General features: G+C 64.7%; 16 protein-coding genes. 9 read left to right on the top strand and 7 right to left on the bottom strand.

Annotation, left to right across the window (positions count from 1 at the left end; all coding sequences use genetic code 11):
• Positions 1–10: 10 nt before the first annotated feature.
• The gene (locus VGN93_RS26945; protein ID WP_327510056.1) at positions 11–1,636 is read left to right on the top strand and encodes a cisplatin damage response ATP-dependent DNA ligase; all 1,626 of its coding nucleotides are present in this window, start codon (positions 11–13) and stop codon (positions 1,634–1,636) included.
• On the opposite strand, the gene VGN93_RS26940 is transcribed toward VGN93_RS26945, so the two are convergent.
• Both VGN93_RS26940 and VGN93_RS26935 read right to left on the bottom strand, forming a co-directional pair.
• Positions 1,637–1,882, bottom strand: a complete 246-nt coding sequence (locus VGN93_RS26940; protein WP_327510055.1) for a hypothetical protein — start codon at positions 1,880–1,882, stop codon at positions 1,637–1,639.
• A gap of 51 nt (positions 1,883–1,933) precedes the next feature.
• Positions 1,934–2,893, bottom strand: coding sequence for a glutathione S-transferase family protein (locus VGN93_RS26935; protein ID WP_327510054.1), 960 nt, complete (start codon positions 2,891–2,893; stop codon positions 1,934–1,936).
• A 436-nt stretch (positions 2,894–3,329) separates the two neighbouring features.
• Between VGN93_RS26935 and VGN93_RS26930 the strand changes: the two genes are divergently transcribed.
• The gene (locus VGN93_RS26930) at positions 3,330–4,106 is read left to right on the top strand and encodes a L,D-transpeptidase (RefSeq protein WP_327510053.1); all 777 of its coding nucleotides are present in this window, start codon (positions 3,330–3,332) and stop codon (positions 4,104–4,106) included.
• 172 nt (positions 4,107–4,278) lie between these two features.
• On the opposite strand, the gene purN is transcribed toward VGN93_RS26930, so the two are convergent.
• Both purN and purM read right to left on the bottom strand, forming a co-directional pair.
• The gene (gene purN, locus VGN93_RS26925; RefSeq protein WP_327510052.1) at positions 4,279–4,947 is read right to left on the bottom strand and encodes a phosphoribosylglycinamide formyltransferase; all 669 of its coding nucleotides are present in this window, start codon (positions 4,945–4,947) and stop codon (positions 4,279–4,281) included.
• Complete coding sequence (gene purM / locus VGN93_RS26920) at positions 4,944–6,017, bottom strand: phosphoribosylformylglycinamidine cyclo-ligase (protein WP_327510051.1); 1,074 nt, start codon at positions 6,015–6,017, stop codon at positions 4,944–4,946. Before purM ends, purN begins: the two co-directional genes overlap by 4 nt.
• Positions 6,018–6,212: 195 nt before the next feature.
• On the opposite strand from purM, the gene VGN93_RS26915 reads away from it, so the two are divergent.
• The 6 genes from VGN93_RS26915 (at position 6,213) to VGN93_RS26890 (ending at position 13,462) form a co-directional block, all read left to right on the top strand.
• Positions 6,213–7,370: an AI-2E family transporter gene (locus VGN93_RS26915; protein WP_327510071.1), complete on the top strand. Its 1,158-nt coding sequence runs from the start codon at positions 6,213–6,215 to the stop codon at positions 7,368–7,370.
• 15 nt (positions 7,371–7,385) lie between these two features.
• Entirely contained in the window at positions 7,386–8,081 is a 696-nt protein-coding gene (gene hdaA, locus VGN93_RS26910) for a DnaA regulatory inactivator HdaA (RefSeq protein ID WP_327510050.1), read from the top strand.
• Between the two features lie 194 nt (positions 8,082–8,275).
• Positions 8,276–10,438: an RNA degradosome polyphosphate kinase gene (locus tag VGN93_RS26905; RefSeq protein WP_414714187.1), complete on the top strand. Its 2,163-nt coding sequence runs from the start codon at positions 8,276–8,278 to the stop codon at positions 10,436–10,438.
• Between the two features lie 11 nt (positions 10,439–10,449).
• Entirely contained in the window at positions 10,450–11,970 is a 1,521-nt protein-coding gene (locus VGN93_RS26900) for a Ppx/GppA phosphatase family protein (protein WP_327510049.1), read from the top strand.
• Positions 11,971–11,977: 7 nt separating this feature from the next.
• Positions 11,978–12,562 carry a DUF922 domain-containing Zn-dependent protease gene (locus VGN93_RS26895; RefSeq protein ID WP_327510048.1) on the top strand — a complete coding sequence of 195 codons (585 nt, stop codon included), beginning with the start codon at positions 11,978–11,980 and terminating at the stop codon, positions 12,560–12,562.
• A 75-nt stretch (positions 12,563–12,637) separates the two neighbouring features.
• Positions 12,638–13,462, top strand: a complete 825-nt coding sequence (locus VGN93_RS26890; RefSeq protein WP_327510047.1) for a calcium-binding protein — start codon at positions 12,638–12,640, stop codon at positions 13,460–13,462.
• 211 nt (positions 13,463–13,673) lie between these two features.
• On the opposite strand, the gene VGN93_RS26885 is transcribed toward VGN93_RS26890, so the two are convergent.
• Together VGN93_RS26885 and VGN93_RS26880 are read right to left on the bottom strand one after the other, a co-directional pair.
• Positions 13,674–15,032, bottom strand: a complete 1,359-nt coding sequence (locus VGN93_RS26885; RefSeq protein ID WP_327510046.1) for an esterase-like activity of phytase family protein — start codon at positions 15,030–15,032, stop codon at positions 13,674–13,676.
• Positions 15,033–15,126: 94 nt separating this feature from the next.
• Complete coding sequence (locus VGN93_RS26880) at positions 15,127–16,020, bottom strand: AraC family transcriptional regulator (protein WP_327510045.1); 894 nt, start codon at positions 16,018–16,020, stop codon at positions 15,127–15,129.
• On the opposite strand from VGN93_RS26880, the gene VGN93_RS26875 reads away from it, so the two are divergent.
• The gene (locus VGN93_RS26875; RefSeq protein ID WP_327510044.1) at positions 16,019–16,426 is read left to right on the top strand and encodes a DUF2000 family protein; all 408 of its coding nucleotides are present in this window, start codon (positions 16,019–16,021) and stop codon (positions 16,424–16,426) included. The genes VGN93_RS26880 and VGN93_RS26875 overlap by 2 nt on opposite strands.
• Positions 16,427–16,429: 3 nt before the next feature.
• Here VGN93_RS26875 and rnd read toward each other — a convergent pair whose 3' ends face one another.
• On the bottom strand, positions 16,430–17,575 hold the full coding sequence (gene rnd / locus VGN93_RS26870) for a ribonuclease D (RefSeq protein ID WP_327510070.1): 1,146 nt from the start codon (positions 17,573–17,575) through the stop codon (positions 16,430–16,432).
• Positions 17,576–17,833 lie beyond the last annotated feature (258 nt).

The raw sequence follows: 17,833 nt of genomic DNA, 5'->3' as shown, positions 1-17,833 counted from the left end.
GACACTATCCATGAGAGCCTTCGCCACCCTCCTCGACCGCCTCGTCCTGACACCCTCGCGCAACGGCAAGCTGAAACTGCTCGCCGACTATTTTCGCGACACGCCCGATCCCGACCGCGGCTACGGCCTGGCCGCCATCGCCGGCACGCTGGACCTGAAGAGCGTCAAACCGGCGCTGCTGCGCGAACTGGTGCTCGAACGCATGGACGAGGTGCTGTTCCGCTATTCCTACGACTATGTCGGCGATCTGGCGGAAACCATCGCGCTCGTCTGGGACCAGGAGCGCAAGGAGCGGGTGCCGGACGAGGCAGAGCCGCGGCTGAGCGCCGTCGTCACCCGCATGAACGCGCTCGGCCGCACCGAGGTGCGCGCCGCCGTGCGAGACATGCTCGACCGGCTCGATCCCTCCGCCCGCTTCGCCTTCCTCAAGCTTGCGACCGGCGGCCTGCGCATCGGCGTCTCGGCGCGGCTCGCCAAGCAGGCGCTCGCCGATTTCTCCGGCAAGGACATCACCGAGATCGAGACGCTGTGGCACGGCATCGCGCCGCCCTACGAGCCGCTCTTCGCCTGGCTGGAAGGCCGCGCCGAGCGCCCGGTGCTGGCCACACCGGCGATCTTCCACTCCGTCATGCTCGCCAATCCGGTGGGCGAGGGCGACCTCGACACGCTCGACCCCGCCGATTTCGCCGCCGAATGGAAATGGGACGGGATTCGCGTGCAGATGTCCTCCGCGGGCACGACGCGCCGCCTCTATTCCCGCTCCGGCGACGACATTTCCGCCGCCTTCCCGGACGTGCTGGACGCCATCAATTTCGAAGGCGTGGTCGATGGCGAGCTGCTCGTCGGCGGCACGGCGCGCATGAACAGCCCGACGCGCACCTTCTCCGATCTCCAGCAGCGCCTGAACCGCAAGACCGTCAACACCAGGATGCTGGACGACTTCCCCGCCTTCGTGCGCGCCTACGACGTGCTGTTCGACGGCGAGGCGGATGTGCGCCCGGAACCCTTCACCGCCCGTCGCGCCCGCCTCGGCCACCTCATCGAAAAGGCGCCGCACGACCGCTTCGACCTGTCGCCGCTGGTGCCCTTCGCCACCTGGGAGGAACTGGAAACCATCCGCCGCGAGCCGCCCGATCCGGTCATCGAAGGCGTGATGATCAAGCGGCTCGACAGCCCCTACCAGGCCGGCCGCATGAAGGGGCCGTGGTTCAAGTGGAAGCGCGACCCCTACAATGTCGACGCGGTGATGATGTATGCCCAGCGCGGCCACGGCAAACGTTCGAGCTACTATTCCGATTTCACCTTCGGTGTGTGGACCGCCGGCCCGGAGGGCGACATGCTGGTGCCCGTCGGAAAAGCCTATTTCGGCTTCACCGATGCCGAGCTCGAAGTGCTCGACCGCTTCGTGCGCAACAACACGACCGACCGTTTCGGCCCGGTGCGCGCCGTGCGTGCCGAACCCGCCTACGGCTTCGTGCTGGAAGTCGCCTTCGAGGGCATCAACCGCTCCACCCGCCACAAATCCGGCGTCGCCATGCGCTTCCCCCGCATCGCGCGCCTGCGCCAGGACAAGCTGCCCGCCGACGCCGACCGGCTGGAAACGCTGATGGCGATGGTGGAGGCGAAGGAGGGATGACTACCGGAAGCGGAACCAGGCGACCAGTTTCCACGCCGTCATCATCGCGGCGACGATCAGCACGGCGAGCGAGGCAAGGTTGGTCGTGAGCAGGATATCGCCGTAGCCGGCCACGGGGTCGTTACACTGGAAGCCGCCGAAGCCGAAGGCGCAATGTCGCTCGTATATCGTGGTGGAAACGGTAAGGACGACAGCCGAAATCGCCACTGTCGCGAGGCTTGCATAGGGAAATGGCCGGGCTCTCATCGATATCGACCATTCCGTATCCCACGCTCGTGGTCAAGGTGGCGAGGGCGATCACAACCCCAGCGCCGAAAGGTCCGGCCCGACCGGCACGATGCGGTTCGGGTTCAGTGACTTGATCGAATAATAGCCGTGTTTGATATGGTCTATGCTGACCGTCTCGCGCACGCCCGGCAGGTCGAGCACCCGCCTGGTATAGGCCGAGAGCGCCGGATAGTCGGCGAGGCGCTGGCGGTTGCACTTGAACAGGCCGTAATAGGCGGCGTCGAAGCGGATGAGGGTGACGAAGAGGCGGATGTCGGCTTCGGTGAAGGCCGTGCCCGTCAGGAACGGCCCGCCGGCGGCAAGCCGTGCCTCCAGCTCGTCGAGCATGGTGAAGACGCCGTGGAAGGCTTCCTCGTAGGCGACCTGCGTGGTGGCGAAGCCGGCGCGGTAGACGCCGTTGTTGAGCGCCGGATAGATGCGCTCGTTCAGTGCGTCGATTTCGCCGCGCAGGGCTTCCGGGTAGAGATCGACGCTCTCATCGGCCAGGGCACCAAACCCGCTGTTGAGCATGCGCACGATATCGGCCGACTCGTTGTTGACGATGGTCTTCTTCTCCTTGTCCCACAAAACGGGAACGGTCGCACGGCCGGTGAAGGTCGGCGCGGCGCGGGTATAAAGCTCGTGCATATAGGTCGCGCCGTTGAGGTCGTCGCGGTTGGAGCCCGGATAGTCGCCGAACTGCCAGCCCTGCTCGGAGAGCGCCGGCTCGACGACGGAGATGGAGATCACGTCGTCGAGCTTCTTCAGCTTGCGCGCGATCAGCGTGCGCGAGGCCCAGGGGCAGATATAGCCGACATAGAGATGGTAGCGCCCGCTTGCGGCCGCAAAGCCGCCTTCGCCCGTCGGCCCGGCGCTGCCGTCCGGCGTCACCCAGTTGCGAAAGCTCGAAACCTGCCGCACGAAACCGCCCTTGGCGTCCGTCGCCTGCACCGGCTGCCAGTCTTCCGTCCATTTGCCGTTGACGAGCATCGCGTCACCTCATTCGGTTCAAGTTGATCCGACCTATCGCCCGCGCACGAAAACGGCAATTCCGCCGCCGATTGACACAGCGTTCACAAACGCACGAAGTCAACCTGATCAATGCTTTAAGCGCGGCGGCGGAATCTCTTGTTTCAGGTAAGGAGTAAAGCCTGGAATGAATCGCCGGGTGGCGACAAGCCACAGTCGGCAAGAAAACAACGCGCGTAAGCCTGAGGTCAGCCGCAATTGCCACAATTGGGGCAGGGTTGTGGACCTAATTGGTATTTCGTTAGTTAGTGATTCAGCCTCTCGCTCCATTCTAGTTTGTCAGGGAAAAGTGGGAACCGGTTTTCCCGAAAAGACAAACGAAAACAAAGAAACTAGCGTATGTCCGGTCTGAACGAGACATACGCTAGGCTTCCGCAAAACGGATATCGACGCCCCCATGACCGACACCGCGCTTTCCCGCCGCCGCTTCCTGCAGTTCTCCGGCCTTGCCATGGCGACGGGTCTCGCCAGCTGCACGTCGTCCATGAATACGGACCGTTTCCGCGAGGAGACGCGGCCCTATTTCCGCAATCCCGCGCTGGAAGGCCGTCCGGAATATATCGACGGCAGGGGTCCCATCAGCATTTACGGCCAGACGCCGCCCTCGGGCCTGCTGCCCGAATCCTCCCGCTACGCCTCGATCTACGCTTCGGTTTCGGATGGCGGCTACCAGGTGCCGGCCGTGCCCTACCAGCAGATCGACCCGCGCTTCTACCGACAGGAGGTCGAGAGCCCGTTTGCCGAAAAGCCGGGCACGATCATCGTCGATACGGGCAACCGCTTCCTCTATCTCATCCAGTCGAACGGCAGCGCCATGCGCTACGGCGTCGGCATCGGCCGGCAGGGTTTTGCCTGGTCGGGCCGCGGCGTCATCCAGTGGAAGCAGGCCTGGCCGAAATGGACGCCGCCGGATGAGATGGTCGCGCGCCAGCCGGAACTGGTGAAATATTCCGGCGCCAACGGCGGCATGCCCGGCGGCCTCAACAACCCGCTCGGCGCGCGCGCGCTCTATATCTTCCAGAACGGGCAGGACACGCTCTACCGCCTGCACGGCTCGCCGGAATGGAAATCGATCGGCAAAGCCGTGTCATCGGGTTGCGTGCGCATGCTCAACCAGGATGTCATGGACCTCTACGACCGCGTGAAGGGCAAGGCGCCGATTCTGGTCATTTGACGCGTGGCCCCCCCCTCTGCCCTGCCGGGCATCTCCCCCTCAAGGGGGGAGATTGAATCGCGGCTACGTCCCGCCTATCGCTATCGTCGCACATGAAGAGATGTCCATGCTCCCAGCTGATCTCCCCCCTTGAGGGGGAGATGCCCGGCAGGGCAGAGGGGGGTATGCGGCTCTAGCTTGCCGCCGGCGAGATCAGGTGCGCGCCGTCGATCTGCGGCAAGTCTCCGCGGGAGACGGTCTTGCCGCCCTCCATGCGCACCTTGCCCTCAGCCACGAGCCGCAAGGCCAGCGGATAGCTGCGATGCTCGACCGTCAGCACGCGCGACGCCAGCGTATCGGACGTATCGCCCGGCAGCACCGGCACGGCGGCCTGCACCACCACGGGGCCCTCATCCATGCCCTCGGTCACGAAATGCACCGTGCAGCCGGCGATGCGCATGCCGGCGTCGATGGCGCGCTGGTGCGTGTGGAGGCCGGGGAAGAGCGGCAGCAGGGAGGGGTGGATGTTGAGGATTCTGCCTTCATAGCGGTTGATGAAGGTGCCCGACAGCAGGCGCATGTAGCCGGCGAGGCAGATGAGGTCGGGCGACAGCGCGTCGAGCGCCTCCAGGATGGCCGCCTCGTGGGCTTCCTTGCTGGCGAAATCCTTGCGCAGGAAGGCGCGGGCCGGGATGCCGAGCGCTTCGGCTTTCGCAAGCCCGCCGGCCTCCGCCTTGTCGGAAAAGACCGCGACGATCTCCGCCGGGAAATCCGGGCTTTCCGCGGCCTTCGCCAGTGCCAGCATGTTGGAGCCGCCGCCGGAGATGAAGGCGACGACGCGCTTGCGTGTCCGTCCGCTCATAGGGCGAGCGTGCCCTTGTAGATCGTGCCGGCGGCACCCTCTTCGCGGGCGACCATGCGGCCGAGGCGGAAGGCGGTCTCGCCTTCACGCGACAGCACGGCTGCAACCGCGTCGGCCTTCTCAGCCGGCACGACGGCGATCATGCCGACGCCGCAGTTGAAGGTGCGCAGCATTTCCTTCGCCTCCACGCCGCCGGTGCGGGCGAGCCAGGAGAACACGGCGGGCGCTTTGACGGCGTCGAGGTCGATTTCGGCGGCAAGATGCTTCGGCAGCACGCGCGGAATGTTTTCCGGAAAACCGCCGCCGGTAATATGCGCCAGCGCCTTGATCGAACCCGTCTCGCGGATCGCCTTGAGCAGCGGCTTCACGTAGATCTTCGTCGGCGCCAGCAGCGCCTCGCCGAGGCTCTTTGCGGCATCGAACGGTGCGGGCGCATCCCAGGCGAGGCCGGAGAGCGAGACGATCTTGCGCACCAGCGAATAGCCGTTGGAATGCACGCCGGAGGAGGCGAGGCCGAGGATGATATCGCCTTCCGCGATGTCGCCGGCCGGCAGCAGTTTTCCGCGCTCGGCGGCACCGACGGCGAAGCCCGCGAGGTCGTAGTCGCCGTGCGAATACATGCCGGGCATTTCGGCGGTCTCGCCGCCGATCAGCGCGCAGCCGGCCTGGCGGCAGCCTTCGGCAATGCCTTCGACGATGGCGGCACCCTGGTCGGGGTCTAGCTTGCCGGTGGCAAAGTAGTCGAGGAAGAAGAGCGGCTCGGCACCCTGCACCACGAGGTCGTTGACGCACATGGCGACGAGGTCGATGCCGACGGTGTCATGGCGATCGGCGTCGATGGCGATCTTCAGCTTGGTGCCGACGCCGTCGTTTGCGGCGACCAGCACCGGATCGGTGAAGCCGGCGGCCTTCAGGTCGAACAGACCGCCGAAGCCGCCGATCTCGCCATCCGCGCCCGGACGGCGCGTCGAACGCACGGCCGGCTTGATCTTTTCCACCATCAGGTTGCCCGCGTCGATGTCGACGCCCGCATCGCTGTAGGTCAGACCGTTCTTTTCCGACTGGCTCATCGTCTCGTCTCCGGCTTTTCGCTGTTCGCGCCCGATTGGCATGACGGGGCGGCAAGTGCAAGCGTAATGCCGGGAAAACCGGGATTTTTTCACCGATTTACCCGTGATGCCGGCGCATCCGCCCGCCGAGCCTTGACCTGTCTCCGCCATGCATCCTATCTCCTCTACACCGAAGGAATAAAGGGAATGAGCGTCATGGCAGCCCATATCAGCGGCGCGGGATTGAAGCGGCAGGTGGTCTTCTGGCTCATCGCGCTCGGCTTCTTCGTGCTCTTCCTCATGGTGTTCAGCGATATCCTGCTGCCCTTCATCGCCGGCATGGCGCTCGCCTATTTCCTCGATCCGGTGGCCGACCGGCTGGAGCGCTGGGGCCTCAGCCGCATGATGGCGACGGTGGTGATCCTCGTCGCCTTCGTCATCCTGCTGGCGCTGTCGCTGATGATCATCATTCCGCTGCTCGCGACCCAGGCCGCGGATTTCTTCGAGAAGCTGCCCGGCTACATCACCAGCCTGCAAGCCCAGATCGCCGGCTTCAACCCGGATCTGCTGCCCTCGTGGATCAGCAGCCAGATGGACACGATCAAGGCGAATTTCTCCGCCATCCTCGCGGAAGGCGCTGGCCTGCTCGGCACCGTCATGAAGCAGGTGTGGAATTCGGGCATGGCGCTCGTCAACATCGCCTCGCTCTTCGTCATCACGCCGGTCGTCGCCTTCTACCTGCTGCTCGACTGGGACCGCATGATCGCCAAGGTGGACAGCTGGGTGCCGCGCGACCATGTCGCCAACGTCCGCCAGCTCGCCTCGGAAATGGACGCTTCGGTCGCCGGCTTCGTGCGCGGGCAGGGCTCGATCTGCATCATCCTCGGCCTGTTCTACGGCATCGGGCTGTCCGTCGCGGGGCTCAATTTCGGCCTGCTGATCGGCCTCTTCGCCGGCATCATCAGCTTCATTCCCTATGTCGGCTCGCTGGTCGGCCTAACGCTCTCCATCGGCGTGGCACTCGTGCAGTTCTGGCCGGATTACTGGATGGTCATCCTCGTTGCCGGCATCTTCTTCATCGGCCAGTTCATCGAGGGCAATATCCTGCAGCCGAAACTCGTCGGCTCGCGCGTCGGGCTGCATCCCGTCTGGCTGATGTTCGCGCTGGTCGCCTTCGGCGCGATCTTCGGCTTCGTCGGCCTGATGATCGCGGTGCCGGCCGCCGCCGTCGTCGGCGTCCTTGCCCGCTTCGGCATCAGCCGGTACCTTGACAGCGATCTGTATTATGGCAGCAGCAAGCCTGTCCTGCTTGAAGAGAGCATGCCGGAAGATGACGCGCCTCCCTCCCGAAAGCGCGTCAGAACAAAGAGTTAGTACCCGAGTAACACCATGACATCGCGCAAGACCGCCGAACAGTTGCCGCTGGCCTTCCGGCACGACCCCGCGACGGGCCGCGACGACCTGCTGGTCGCCGAGCCCGTCAACGCCGCCGTGGCGATGATCGACGCCTGGCCGCAGTGGCCGGCACCCGTGGTCATCATCGCCGGGCCGGTCGGCTCGGGAAAATCGCACCTCGCCGCCATCTGGCGCGAGAAGGCCGGCGCCGTCACCGTCGAGGCGAAGGCCGGCACGGGCGCCGAGGCGGCGGCCGAGCATGGCGCCGTGCTCATCGAGGATGCCGACCGCGCCGGCTTCGACGAGCGCACGCTGTTCCACATCATCAACAATGTGCGCCAGCACGGCCACACGCTGCTCATCACCAGCCGGCTCTGGCCGATGTCCTGGCAAGTCGAGCTGCCGGACCTGCGCTCGCGCCTCAAGGCTGCGACGGTGGTGGAGATCGGCGAGCCGGATGACGAATTGCTGTCACAGGTCATCGTTAAGCTGTTCGCCGATCGTCAGCTCTTCGTCGACGAGAAACTGGTGGCCTATATCGTGGCGCGCATGGAGCGTTCGCTGGAGGCGGCACAGACGCTTGTGGAGCGCCTCGACCGCCTGGCGCTCGCCCGCGGCAGCCGCATCGCGCGCGCGCTGGCGCAGGAGGTTCTGGGCGAGATGGTGGGCGGGGAGGAAACTTCTTCCTAGTTTCTGGCCCGAGGATTGACTGTCACAGTTCTGTCGTCAAACTGCGCTAAGCGCTTCGCGTTAAAGTGAAAATTGTTCTTTCGTTCGAGGCGGCGCAGAACTTGCGGCCGATCTGACGGCAAAGGGGGCGGGACATTCCAATGGATACGGCAAACATGGACCTCTCCCAGGAAAAACCTGTCGAGCACGCGGCGCTGCCGGACGGCGCCACGGTCGATGTCTCCGCCCTGATGGCGAGCCCCGAGCGCTTCATCAACCGCGAATTCTCCTGGCTCCAGTTCAACCGCCGCGTTCTCGAGGAGACCCTGAACACCGCCCATCCGCTGCTCGAGCGCGTGCGCTTCCTGTCGATCTCGGCGGCGAACCTCGACGAATTCTTCATGGTGCGCGTCGCCGGCCTCGAAGGCCAGGTGCGCCAGGGTGTTGGCGTGCGCAGTCCCGATGGCAAGACCTCGGCCGAGCAGCTCGACGACATCCTGAAGGAGATCGACAATCTCCAGATGGAGCAGCAGGCCTCGCTTGCCGTGCTCCAGCAGTACCTCGCCAAGGAAGACATCCTCATCGTCCGCCCGACGGCGCTTTCCAGCGACGACAAGGTCTGGCTGCAGCAGGAATTCACCCAGTCGATCTTCCCGGTGCTGACGCCGCTGTCGATCGACCCGGCGCATCCGTTCCCCTTCATCCCGAACCTCGGCTTCTCGATCGGCCTCCAGCTCGACAGCACGACGGGCAAGGAGCCGATGACGGCGCTCTTGCGCCTGCCGGTGGCGCTCGACCGCTTCGTCCGCCTGCCGGATTCCAAGGGCGCGATCCGCTACATCACGCTGGAAGATGCCGTCGGCCTCTTCATCGGAAAGCTCTTCCCCGGTTACATCGTGCGCGGCTCGGGCACGTTCCGCATCATTCGAGACAGCGATATCGAAGTGGAGGAAGAGGCCGAAGACCTCGTGCGCTTCTTCGAGACCGCGCTGAAGCGCCGCCGCCGCGGCTCGGTGATCCGCATCGAGACCGATTCGGAAATGCCGGAATCGCTGCGCCGCTTCGTGGTCGGCGAACTCGGCGTGCCGGACAACCGCGTCGCCATCCTGCCGGGCCTGCTCGCCCTCAACACGCTGTCGGAAATCGCCAGGGCGCCGCGCGACGATCTGAGGTTCGAGCCCTATAATGCCCGATTTCCCGAACGCGTCCGAGAGCATGCCGGAGACTGTTTCGCCGCCATCCGCGAAAAGGACATGGTCGTCCACCACCCCTACGAAAGCTTCGACGTGGTGGTCCAGTTCCTTCTCCAGGCTGCGCGCGATCCTGACGTTCTGGCGATAAAGCAGACCCTTTACCGCACCTCGAACGACAGCCCGATCGTGCGCGCGCTGATCGACGCGGCCGAGGCCGGCAAGTCGGTGACAGCGCTGGTCGAACTGAAAGCCCGCTTCGACGAGGAGGCCAACATCCGCTGGGCGCGCGACCTGGAACGCGCCGGCGTGCAGGTCGTCTTCGGCTTCATCGAACTGAAGACCCACGCCAAGATGTCGATGGTGGTACGCCGCGAGGAGAGCAGGCTTCGCACCTATTGCCACCTCGGCACCGGCAACTACCACCCGATCACCGCGAAGATCTACACGGACCTGTCCTTCTTCACCTGCAACCCGACGATCGCCAGCGACATGGCGAACATCTTCAACTTCATCACCGGCTACGGCGAACCGGAAGCCGGCATGAAGCTCGCTTTCTCGCCCTATACGATGCGTCCGCGAATCATCCGCCACATCGAGGAAGAGATCGCGCACGCCCGGAACGGCGCGCCGGCGGCGATCTGGATGAAGATGAATTCGCTGGTCGATCCCGACATCATCGACGCGCTCTATCGCGCCAGCCAGGCCGGCGTGGAAGTCGATCTCGTGGTGCGCGGCATCTGCTGCCTGCGCCCCCAGGTCCCGGGCCTGTCCGACAATATCCACGTCAAATCCATCGTCGGCCGCTTCCTCGAACACTCCCGCATCTTCTGCTTCGGAAATGGCCACGGGCTTCCCTCCGATAAAGCGCTGGTCTATATAGGCTCCGCGGACATGATGCCGCGAAACCTGGACCGGCGGGTCGAGACACTTGTGCCTCTGATCAACCGGACGGTGCATGAGCAGGTTCTCTCGCAGATCATGTTGGGCAATCTTATCGATAACCAGCAGAGCTACGAGATTCTTCCGGACGGAACGTCCCGGCGCATGGAAGTGCAGCCCGGAGCCGAGCCGTTCAACGCTCAGCACTACTTCATGACCAATCCCAGCCTCTCCGGCCGGGGTGAAGCCCTGAAGTCCTCGGCACCGAAGGCGATCGCGGGCTGGCAAGGCCGCCGGAAGAAATAAAACGGATATGCATGGTCGAATCTGAAGCGCAGGGGCGGTTGCCTGGAATAGCCCCGGTGTCAGTCGTGGATATCGGTTCCAATTCGATTCGCCTCGTCATCTACGAGGGCATGAGCCGTTCGCCCGCCATGCTGTTCAACGAGAAGGTCATGTGCGGCCTCGGCAAGGGTCTTGCCAGGACCGGCCGCATGGACCAGGCGAGCGTCGAGCGGGCGCTTGCTGCCCTCCACCGTTTCAAGGCCCTGTCGAAACAGGCCCGCGCCTCCACCATGTTCGCGCTGGCGACGGCGGCCGCGCGCGAGGCGGAAAACGGCCCCGATTTCATCCACCAGGCGGAAATGATCCTCGGCCAGAAGGTCCGCGTTCTGACCGGCGAGGAGGAAGCCTTTTTCTCGGCGCTCGGCATCGTCAGCGGCTTCCATGATCCCGACGGCATCGTCGGCGATCTCGGTGGCGGCTCGCTGGAACTGGTCGACATCGTCGGCGGCACGATCGGCAAGGGCATCACGCTGCCGCTCGGCGGCATCCGCCTGTCGGAAGCCTCCGGCGGTTCGCCCGCCCAGGCCCGCATCGTCGCCCGCAAATACCTGCGCACCGCCAACCTCCTGAAGAACGGCACCGGCCGCGCCTTCTACGCCGTCGGCGGCACCTGGCGCTCCATCGGCGCCCTGCATATGGAAATGCAGAACTATCCGCTGCACATGATCCAGGGCTATGAGCTGGGTTTCACCGACGCGATGGATTTCCTCACCGACATCGTGACGGCGAAGGACCAGAAGGATCCGGCCTATGCCGCCATCTCCAAGGGCCGCCGCAACCTGCTGCCCTTCGGCGCCGTCGCCATGCAGGAAACGATCGCCATCATGAAGCCGTCGCGGATATTCTTCTCCGCCCAGGGCGTGCGCGAGGGCTATCTCTATTCGCTTCTGGCCGACCGGGAAAAGGCGCGCGACCCGCTCATCTCCGCGGCGAGCGAACTCGCCATCCTGCGCGCCCGCTCGCCCGAGCATGCCCGCGAGCTTGCCGAATGGACCGGCCGCATGATGCCGCTCTTCGGCATCACCGAGACCGAGGAAGAGCGCCGCTACCGCGAGGCCGCCTGCCTGCTCGCCGATATCAGCTGGCGTGCGCATCCCGATTACCGCGGCCTCCAGGCGCTGAACCTGATCGCCCACGGCACCTTCATCGGCATCACCCATCCCGGCCGCGCCTTTATCGCGCTCACCAATTACTACCGTTTCGAAGGCCTTAACGACGATGCGGTGAGCAGCTCGCTTGCCAGCATCGCGACCCCGCGCCTGCGGGAACTCGCAAAACTCGTCGGCGCCCTGCTGCGTGTCGTCTATCCGTTCTCGGCCTCCATGCCCGGCGTCGTGCCGCATCTCGCCTTCCGCAAATCGACGCTTCCGGACACCGATCTCGAACTGGCCGTGCCGCAGGACTATGCCGAGCTTGCCGGCGAACGCCTCGACGGCCGCCTCCAGCAGCTCGCCCGCCTGACCGGCAAAAAACTCGCCTTCCGGTTCCTGTGAGGTTGCGATGAGAACCGCATTCCTCCTCGCCGGCCTGCTGTTTGCCGGAAGTGCCGCCGCCCAGGACTGGCAGGCGGTGGAGCGCGTCGAGCCCTACACCGTGCAGGGATCGACCGGCCTTGAAATCTACCAGTCGATCGGCGCGCGGGGCCCGAAACTCGGCGTCGCCCGCGTCATCGCCCATACCGGCTTCAAGCTCACCTGGACGCGCAAATACGAGCGCCAGGGCGATGCCTGCGTCATCACCGTCAACAAGCCGAAGCTCGTCATCACCTACACGCTGCCCAAGCTGACATCGAAGCCCGCCGAGCCGCTGAAGAGCCGCTGGGACACCTTCATCACCGGCGTCACCGCGCATGAAAAGGTGCACGGCGATTTCATCAAGGAGATGGTCAAGCAGATCGAGGCGGCGAGCGTCGGCATGACGGTCGAAAACGACCCGAACTGCAAGAAGATCCGTCCCCAACTCCAGGCGAAGCTCGGCGAACTCTCGAACGCCCAGCGCGCCCGCAGCCGCGATTTCGACCAGGTCGAGCTCAACGACGGCGGCAATGTGCACCAGCTCATCCTGCAACTGGTCGATCCACGCTGATCGTTGCCGCTACGGGGATGTATTTCTCGCGCAATCTCAGGTAGTGTCTCCGTGCATTAGGGGAGATAGTTCGACATGGCAACTTTCAAGACGCAACCGATTGGCGGCGGCGGTGTGGACCTCTCGGCAATCGATATTGCCGCACTCGGCGACTATTCATTCTGGCGCGCCGACAGATCCTCCGTCCGGCTCTACAACGACGACGGCAACTATACGAGTTTCTCCGGCAGCGGCATTCGATACGAGGCGCCGGGCGGCGCCTTGCGGGACGTCACGGCGGGCACCGTCACGAAGATCGAGATCGCGATCAACGGCGTCAAGCTGCTTGCGGCGAGCGGGCTGAAACTCTCGGCCGAAAAGATCTTCGATCTCTATGTCGCCGGGGATTCGAAGGGCGCGCTCGCCTATTTCCTCGCCGGCAACGACAAGATTTCCGGCACGAAATATGCCGATGTCCTGATGGGCGGCAAGGGCAATGACGAACTGTCCGGCGGCGGCGGCAGGGACATTCTCAAGGGCGACGCCGGCAACGACAAACTCTACGGCGGGGCCGGCGGCGACCGGCTCACCGGCGGCAGCGGCGCGGATACGTTCATCTTCAAGTCGATCAAGGATTCAACGGTCGCGGCGAGCGGCCGCGACGCGATCCTCGATTTCAGCCGGTCGCAGAAGGACAAGATCGACCTCGCGGCCATCGACGCCAGCACGAAGGCCGGCGGGGACCAGGCCTTCAAGTTCATCGGCACGGAGGCCTTCCACAACAAGGCCGGCGAACTGCGCTACGAAAAGAAGGGCGGCGACACGCTCATCCACGGCGACGTGAACGGTGACGGCAAAGCCGATTTCTCGATCCTCGTCGACGCGAGCATCACGTTCAAGGCGAGCGACTTCATCCTCTGAATTACCGGACAGACAAAGGGGCGGCACGAGGCCGCCCCTCGGCTTTTTGAAAACCTAACCCCACCCCCGACGTCATCCTCGGCCTTGAGCCGAGGATCCACCGGCGCCCGGAGCATGAATGTCGGGTCAGGCCCGACCATGACGGAGGAGAGGTTTGTCGCCTATTCCAGCAGTCAGAGAGGGCGGCTCAGGCCGCCCCTTTTACGTTTGATCACTCGGCCTTCAGCAGGTCGCCCGCTTCGATCAGCACGAACTCGTTGTCATCGGCCTTGTCCAGCGCGCGGCCGGCGGAGAAGGGGAGGTTGTTGTCGTTGCCGACGATGATGTGGGTCTCGTCGACGCGGTCGACATTCTCGATCGTCACGAACGGCATGTCGTAAAAACCGTCGCCGCCGCCCTGACGCTTCCTGTTGTCCGGGTCGGCGATCTCCAGGAGATCGATGTAGCCGATCTTGCGCACGGCCTTGCCGACATTCTCGTCGGTCATGGCGATCTTGTAGATACGCTTGACCTTGGAAGCGACGGCGAAGCAGTCCGGCTTCGGGTCCTTGGGGTCGGCGCAGGCCTTGTCCGCGGTGCCGACGCCATTGTCGCGCTCGATCACCAGCGCGGTCGTGCCGTCCAGCATGTTGAAGTCGCCGATCGCCTCGCCGCCTTCGGCCAGCGGATAGAGCCAGCTGCGGCCGGTCCAGGCCTTGGAGGCGACGTCGAGCTCGATGATGCGCAGCGCCGGGCGGCCATCCGCCTGCTCGACGGATTCACTGTCCACCCAGAGCGGGCCTTCCAGCAGGCCGTAGAGCTTCGAGCCGTCCTTCGAGAGCGCGAGGCCCTCATAACCGCCGGACCGCTTGACGTTGAAGGCCGGCATCTTCTTCGAGGGATCGGCCTGGACGGCGAGCGTCGGGTTGTCCGGCGAGGTCACGGGCTTGCCGTCGACTTCCGTCGCGATGACGTCCGTCAGCTTGCCGTCGAGATCGAATTTCAGGATATAGGGGCCGAATTCCTCGCCGATCCAGAAGCCGTCGGCAACCGGCTGGATGGATTCGACGTCGAAGTCACCGCCGGTGAGGTAGCGGGTGGCAGCGCCTTCCATCACGATCGGGAAGGGCGCCTTCTTGTCCGGGTCGGAGAGGAACACGGTCTTGACCGGCTCCAGCGTGCCCTTGTCCCAGTCGAAACGCACATTGTGGATCATCAGCATGGCGTCGGTCGAGTTCAGCTTGTTGCCGAAGCCGTTGTCGGAGAGCGACCAGAATGTGCCGTCCTCCATCGACTTGATGCCCGAAAAGCCCTGCATCGGCTGGCCGTCGAAGGGCAGCGCAAGGCCGGTCTCGCGCACGCCGTCCTTGCCCATCACGGTGCCGAGCGCCTCGACGCGCTTGCGGTCGGCGGTGGAGAACTTGCCGGAGGTCTTGAGGTAATCGGCAGCGTCCGCCGGGGCGGCGATGATCGTGTTGGCCGGAAGGATCGCATGCGCCTTCAGCGTCGCCGGAAATTCCGTCTCCTGCGCCATCGCGCCGGTCGTCATCAGCAGCGCGAGCGCTGCGGTGGTGAAAAGGTGTCTGGTCATGATCGGTCCCTCAATTGGCAAAACGATGCCAGTTGATAGGCGGCGGAGATGACGGTCGCTTGACAGTTGCTTGTCGCTTTCGTGACGCTCCGGCTCAGGCGGCCGAAAGGACGGCAAAGCGGCCGGGCGTCATGCCGAGCGCCTTCTTGAAGTGGCGGTTGAGATGCGCCTGGTCGGCAAAGCCGCTGGCAAAGGCCGCCTCCGCAATGCTTTCGCCGGCGGAAATCAGCCCTTTCGCCCGCTCCAGCCGGCGCATGACGAGATAGCGGTGCGGGCTGGTGCCGAGCAGCTGGCGGAACTGTCGCGCCAGCGCAAAACGATCGAGGCCCGTGACCGCTTCGAGGTCGCCCGCACTTACCTGTCGGCAGAGGTTTTCGCGCAGGAAATCGCAGGCGCGCAGCACTTCCGGCCGCGCCAGCCGTCCCGCCCGGGCCTGCGGCGCGCCGGCATGGTCGAGCAGGGCAGCGGCGATCTCGCCCACCAGCTCGTCGAATTTCAGCGGCTCGATCGTCTCGTCCAGGCTACCGATCGCTTCGAGCAGCAGGCCGGCCAGCCGCGGATCGTCGACCACCGGCGAGGCGACGAAGGGCAGCGTGCGCCCGCGCGCCGCCGTCGCCGGCAGGAAGCGTTCCGGCGGGATATACATCATGCGGTAGGTCAGCCCGTCGTCGGTGGCCGCACCGCCGTCATGCACCTCGTCGGGATGCAGCACGATGACGTTGCCGGGCGGGCTGAAGCGCGCCTCGCCGCGGTAACGGAAGGTCTGGATGCCGGCCATGGTGACGCCGAGCGCATAGGTATCGTGCCGGTGCGGCTCGAACCCCTTGCCGCGGAACCGCGCCTCGATGCGCTCGATGCCGGCCAGCTCCGGCGCCACGACGATGCGGTCCTGCCCGGCGCACGAACGTTCAAGCGGTGCCGCGACCGCGCCTGCTATCGCATTGGCCGCGGAATGATCCGCAGCCTTTTCCCGGGAGTATACCTGCATGTTCGATACCAAGTTCGCCGTGGTCCTGCGCGAGGATCTGGAGGTCTGGCAGAAGCTGAACGTCACCGCGTTCCTGTCGAGCGGCATCATCGGCCAGAAACCGGAGCTGATCGGCGAATCCTACCGCGATGCCACCGGCAATGTCTACAATGCCTTGAGCATCCAGCCGATCATCGTGCTGTCCACCGACGGCGCGACGCTGTCGAAGATCCATGCCCGCGCGCTGGAGCGTGAAGTTGCTGCCTCCGTCTATATCGAAGAAATGTTTTCGACCGGCCACGACGCCGCCAACCGCGCCGTCTTTGCCGAATTCGGCCCGGACAATGCCAAGGTCGTCGGCATCGCGCTACACGCCGACAAGAAGACCGTCGACCGCATCACCAAGGGCGCAAAACTGCACGCGTAAAGCTTAGAGCTCCACCGCCTCGATCTTCTTGTCGACGAAGCGCAGCGCCACCTTGCCGCCGATGAGGTTGAGGGCGGTGTGGCCGAAAAGCTCGCGGCGCCACCCGTGCAGAGCCGCGACTTCGGCCGCCTCGCCATCGACGGCGATCTTTTCGAGGTCGTCGGTGTTGGCGATGATTTTCGCCGCCACGCCTTCGCGCTCGGAGACGATCTTCAGCAGCACCTTCAGCATTTCGCTGGCGGCGGCAGCCCCCTCCGGCACATGGCTCTGGCGGGGCAGGCGCGGCAGGTCGGTCTTCGGGATGGCAAGCGCCTCGCCGATCGCCTCCAGCAAAGCGGCACCCGATTGCGAGCGCTCCCAGCCCTTGGGGATGGTGCGCAGCCGCGCGAGCGCCTCGGCGTCGACCGGCTGCTGCTGGGCGATTTCGTAGATCGTGTCGTCCTTCAGGATGCGCGAGCGCGGCACGTTGCGATTGCGCGCTTCCCGTTCGCGCCAGGCGGCGACCTTTTGCAGCACGGCAAGCTCGATCGGCTTCTTGACGCGCATCTTGAGCCGCCGCCAGGCGTCGTCCGGATGCAGGTCGTAGGTCTCGCGCGATTCGAGAACCGCCATTTCCTCGGTCAGCCACAGCGAGCGGCCGGCCTCCTCCAGCTTCCCCTTCAGCGCGAGATAGACGTCGCGCAGGTGCGTCACGTCGGCCAGCGCATATTCGAGCTGCTTTTCGGTCAGCGGCCGGCGGCTCCAGTCGGTGAAGCGCGAGGACTTGTCGATATGCACGCCCTTGATCTTCTGCACGAGCTGGTCGTAGGAGACGCTGTCGCCGAAGCCGCAGACCATGGCGGCAACCTGCGTGTCGAAGATCGGGTGCGGAATGAGATTGCCGCGGTTGAAGATGATTTCGATATCCTGCCGCGCGGCGTGAAAGACCTTCAGCACCGCTGTATTCGCCATCAGCTCGAAGAACGGCGCGAGGTCGAGGCCCTTGGCGAGCGGATCGACGATGACCTCCAACTCCGGCCCGGCCAGCTGCACCAGGCAGAGTTCCGGCCAGAAGGTCGTCTCCCGCAGGAACTCCGTGTCGATCGTCAGATACTCGGAACGGGCAAGCGTCTCACAGGCGTCGCGAAGGGCTGCGGTGGTCTCGATGATCTGCATATTGGGCTCGGGCGGGCTTTTCTTGAAATTTTTGATCGGGCAGCTTTAGACGTTCCACGGTTTTGCCACAATCGAAAACTTGAGCACGGGTGCCCGTGCCCCACCCACCATCGTCATCCTTATCTGTGCGTGCCGCCTGATTTGTTATGATGGAGCGGTGGGCAGCGTACCATTGTCATCCCAGGTCTTCAGAAGACCGTGTCCGAGCACGGTCCGCTGCCCCTTGTCGCGTTTTCACCCGAACAGTTGACC

This window comes from Shinella sp. (genome assembly GCF_035998705.1).
Lineage (GTDB): Bacteria > Pseudomonadota > Alphaproteobacteria > Rhizobiales > Rhizobiaceae > Shinella.
This window is presented reverse-complemented; position numbering and strand designations above follow the sequence as displayed.

Excerpts from the sequence above, each read along its gene's own strand:
- VGN93_RS26885 (WP_327510046.1), bottom strand. The coding sequence starts at position 15,032 with ATGACCAGACACCTTTTCACCACCGCAGCGCTCGCGCTGCTGATGACG.
- VGN93_RS26880 (WP_327510045.1), bottom strand. The coding sequence starts at position 16,020 with ATGCAGGTATACTCCCGGGAAAAGGCTGCGGATCATTCCGCGGCCAAT.
- purM (WP_327510051.1), bottom strand. The coding sequence starts at position 6,017 with ATGAGCCAGTCGGAAAAGAACGGTCTGACCTACAGCGATGCGGGCGTC.
- hdaA (WP_327510050.1), top strand. The coding sequence starts at position 7,386 with ATGACATCGCGCAAGACCGCCGAACAGTTGCCGCTGGCCTTCCGGCAC.
- VGN93_RS26935 (WP_327510054.1), bottom strand. The coding sequence starts at position 2,893 with ATGCTCGTCAACGGCAAATGGACGGAAGACTGGCAGCCGGTGCAGGCG.
- purN (WP_327510052.1), bottom strand. The coding sequence starts at position 4,947 with ATGAGCGGACGGACACGCAAGCGCGTCGTCGCCTTCATCTCCGGCGGC.
- VGN93_RS26890 (WP_327510047.1), top strand. The coding sequence starts at position 12,638 with ATGGCAACTTTCAAGACGCAACCGATTGGCGGCGGCGGTGTGGACCTC.
- VGN93_RS26900 (WP_327510049.1), top strand. The coding sequence starts at position 10,450 with ATGGTCGAATCTGAAGCGCAGGGGCGGTTGCCTGGAATAGCCCCGGTG.
- VGN93_RS26940 (WP_327510055.1), bottom strand. The coding sequence starts at position 1,882 with ATGAGAGCCCGGCCATTTCCCTATGCAAGCCTCGCGACAGTGGCGATT.
- VGN93_RS26895 (WP_327510048.1), top strand. The coding sequence starts at position 11,978 with ATGAGAACCGCATTCCTCCTCGCCGGCCTGCTGTTTGCCGGAAGTGCC.
- VGN93_RS26945 (WP_327510056.1), top strand. The coding sequence starts at position 11 with ATGAGAGCCTTCGCCACCCTCCTCGACCGCCTCGTCCTGACACCCTCG.
- VGN93_RS26915 (WP_327510071.1), top strand. The coding sequence starts at position 6,213 with ATGGCAGCCCATATCAGCGGCGCGGGATTGAAGCGGCAGGTGGTCTTC.
- VGN93_RS26875 (WP_327510044.1), top strand. The coding sequence starts at position 16,019 with ATGTTCGATACCAAGTTCGCCGTGGTCCTGCGCGAGGATCTGGAGGTC.
- VGN93_RS26930 (WP_327510053.1), top strand. The coding sequence starts at position 3,330 with ATGACCGACACCGCGCTTTCCCGCCGCCGCTTCCTGCAGTTCTCCGGC.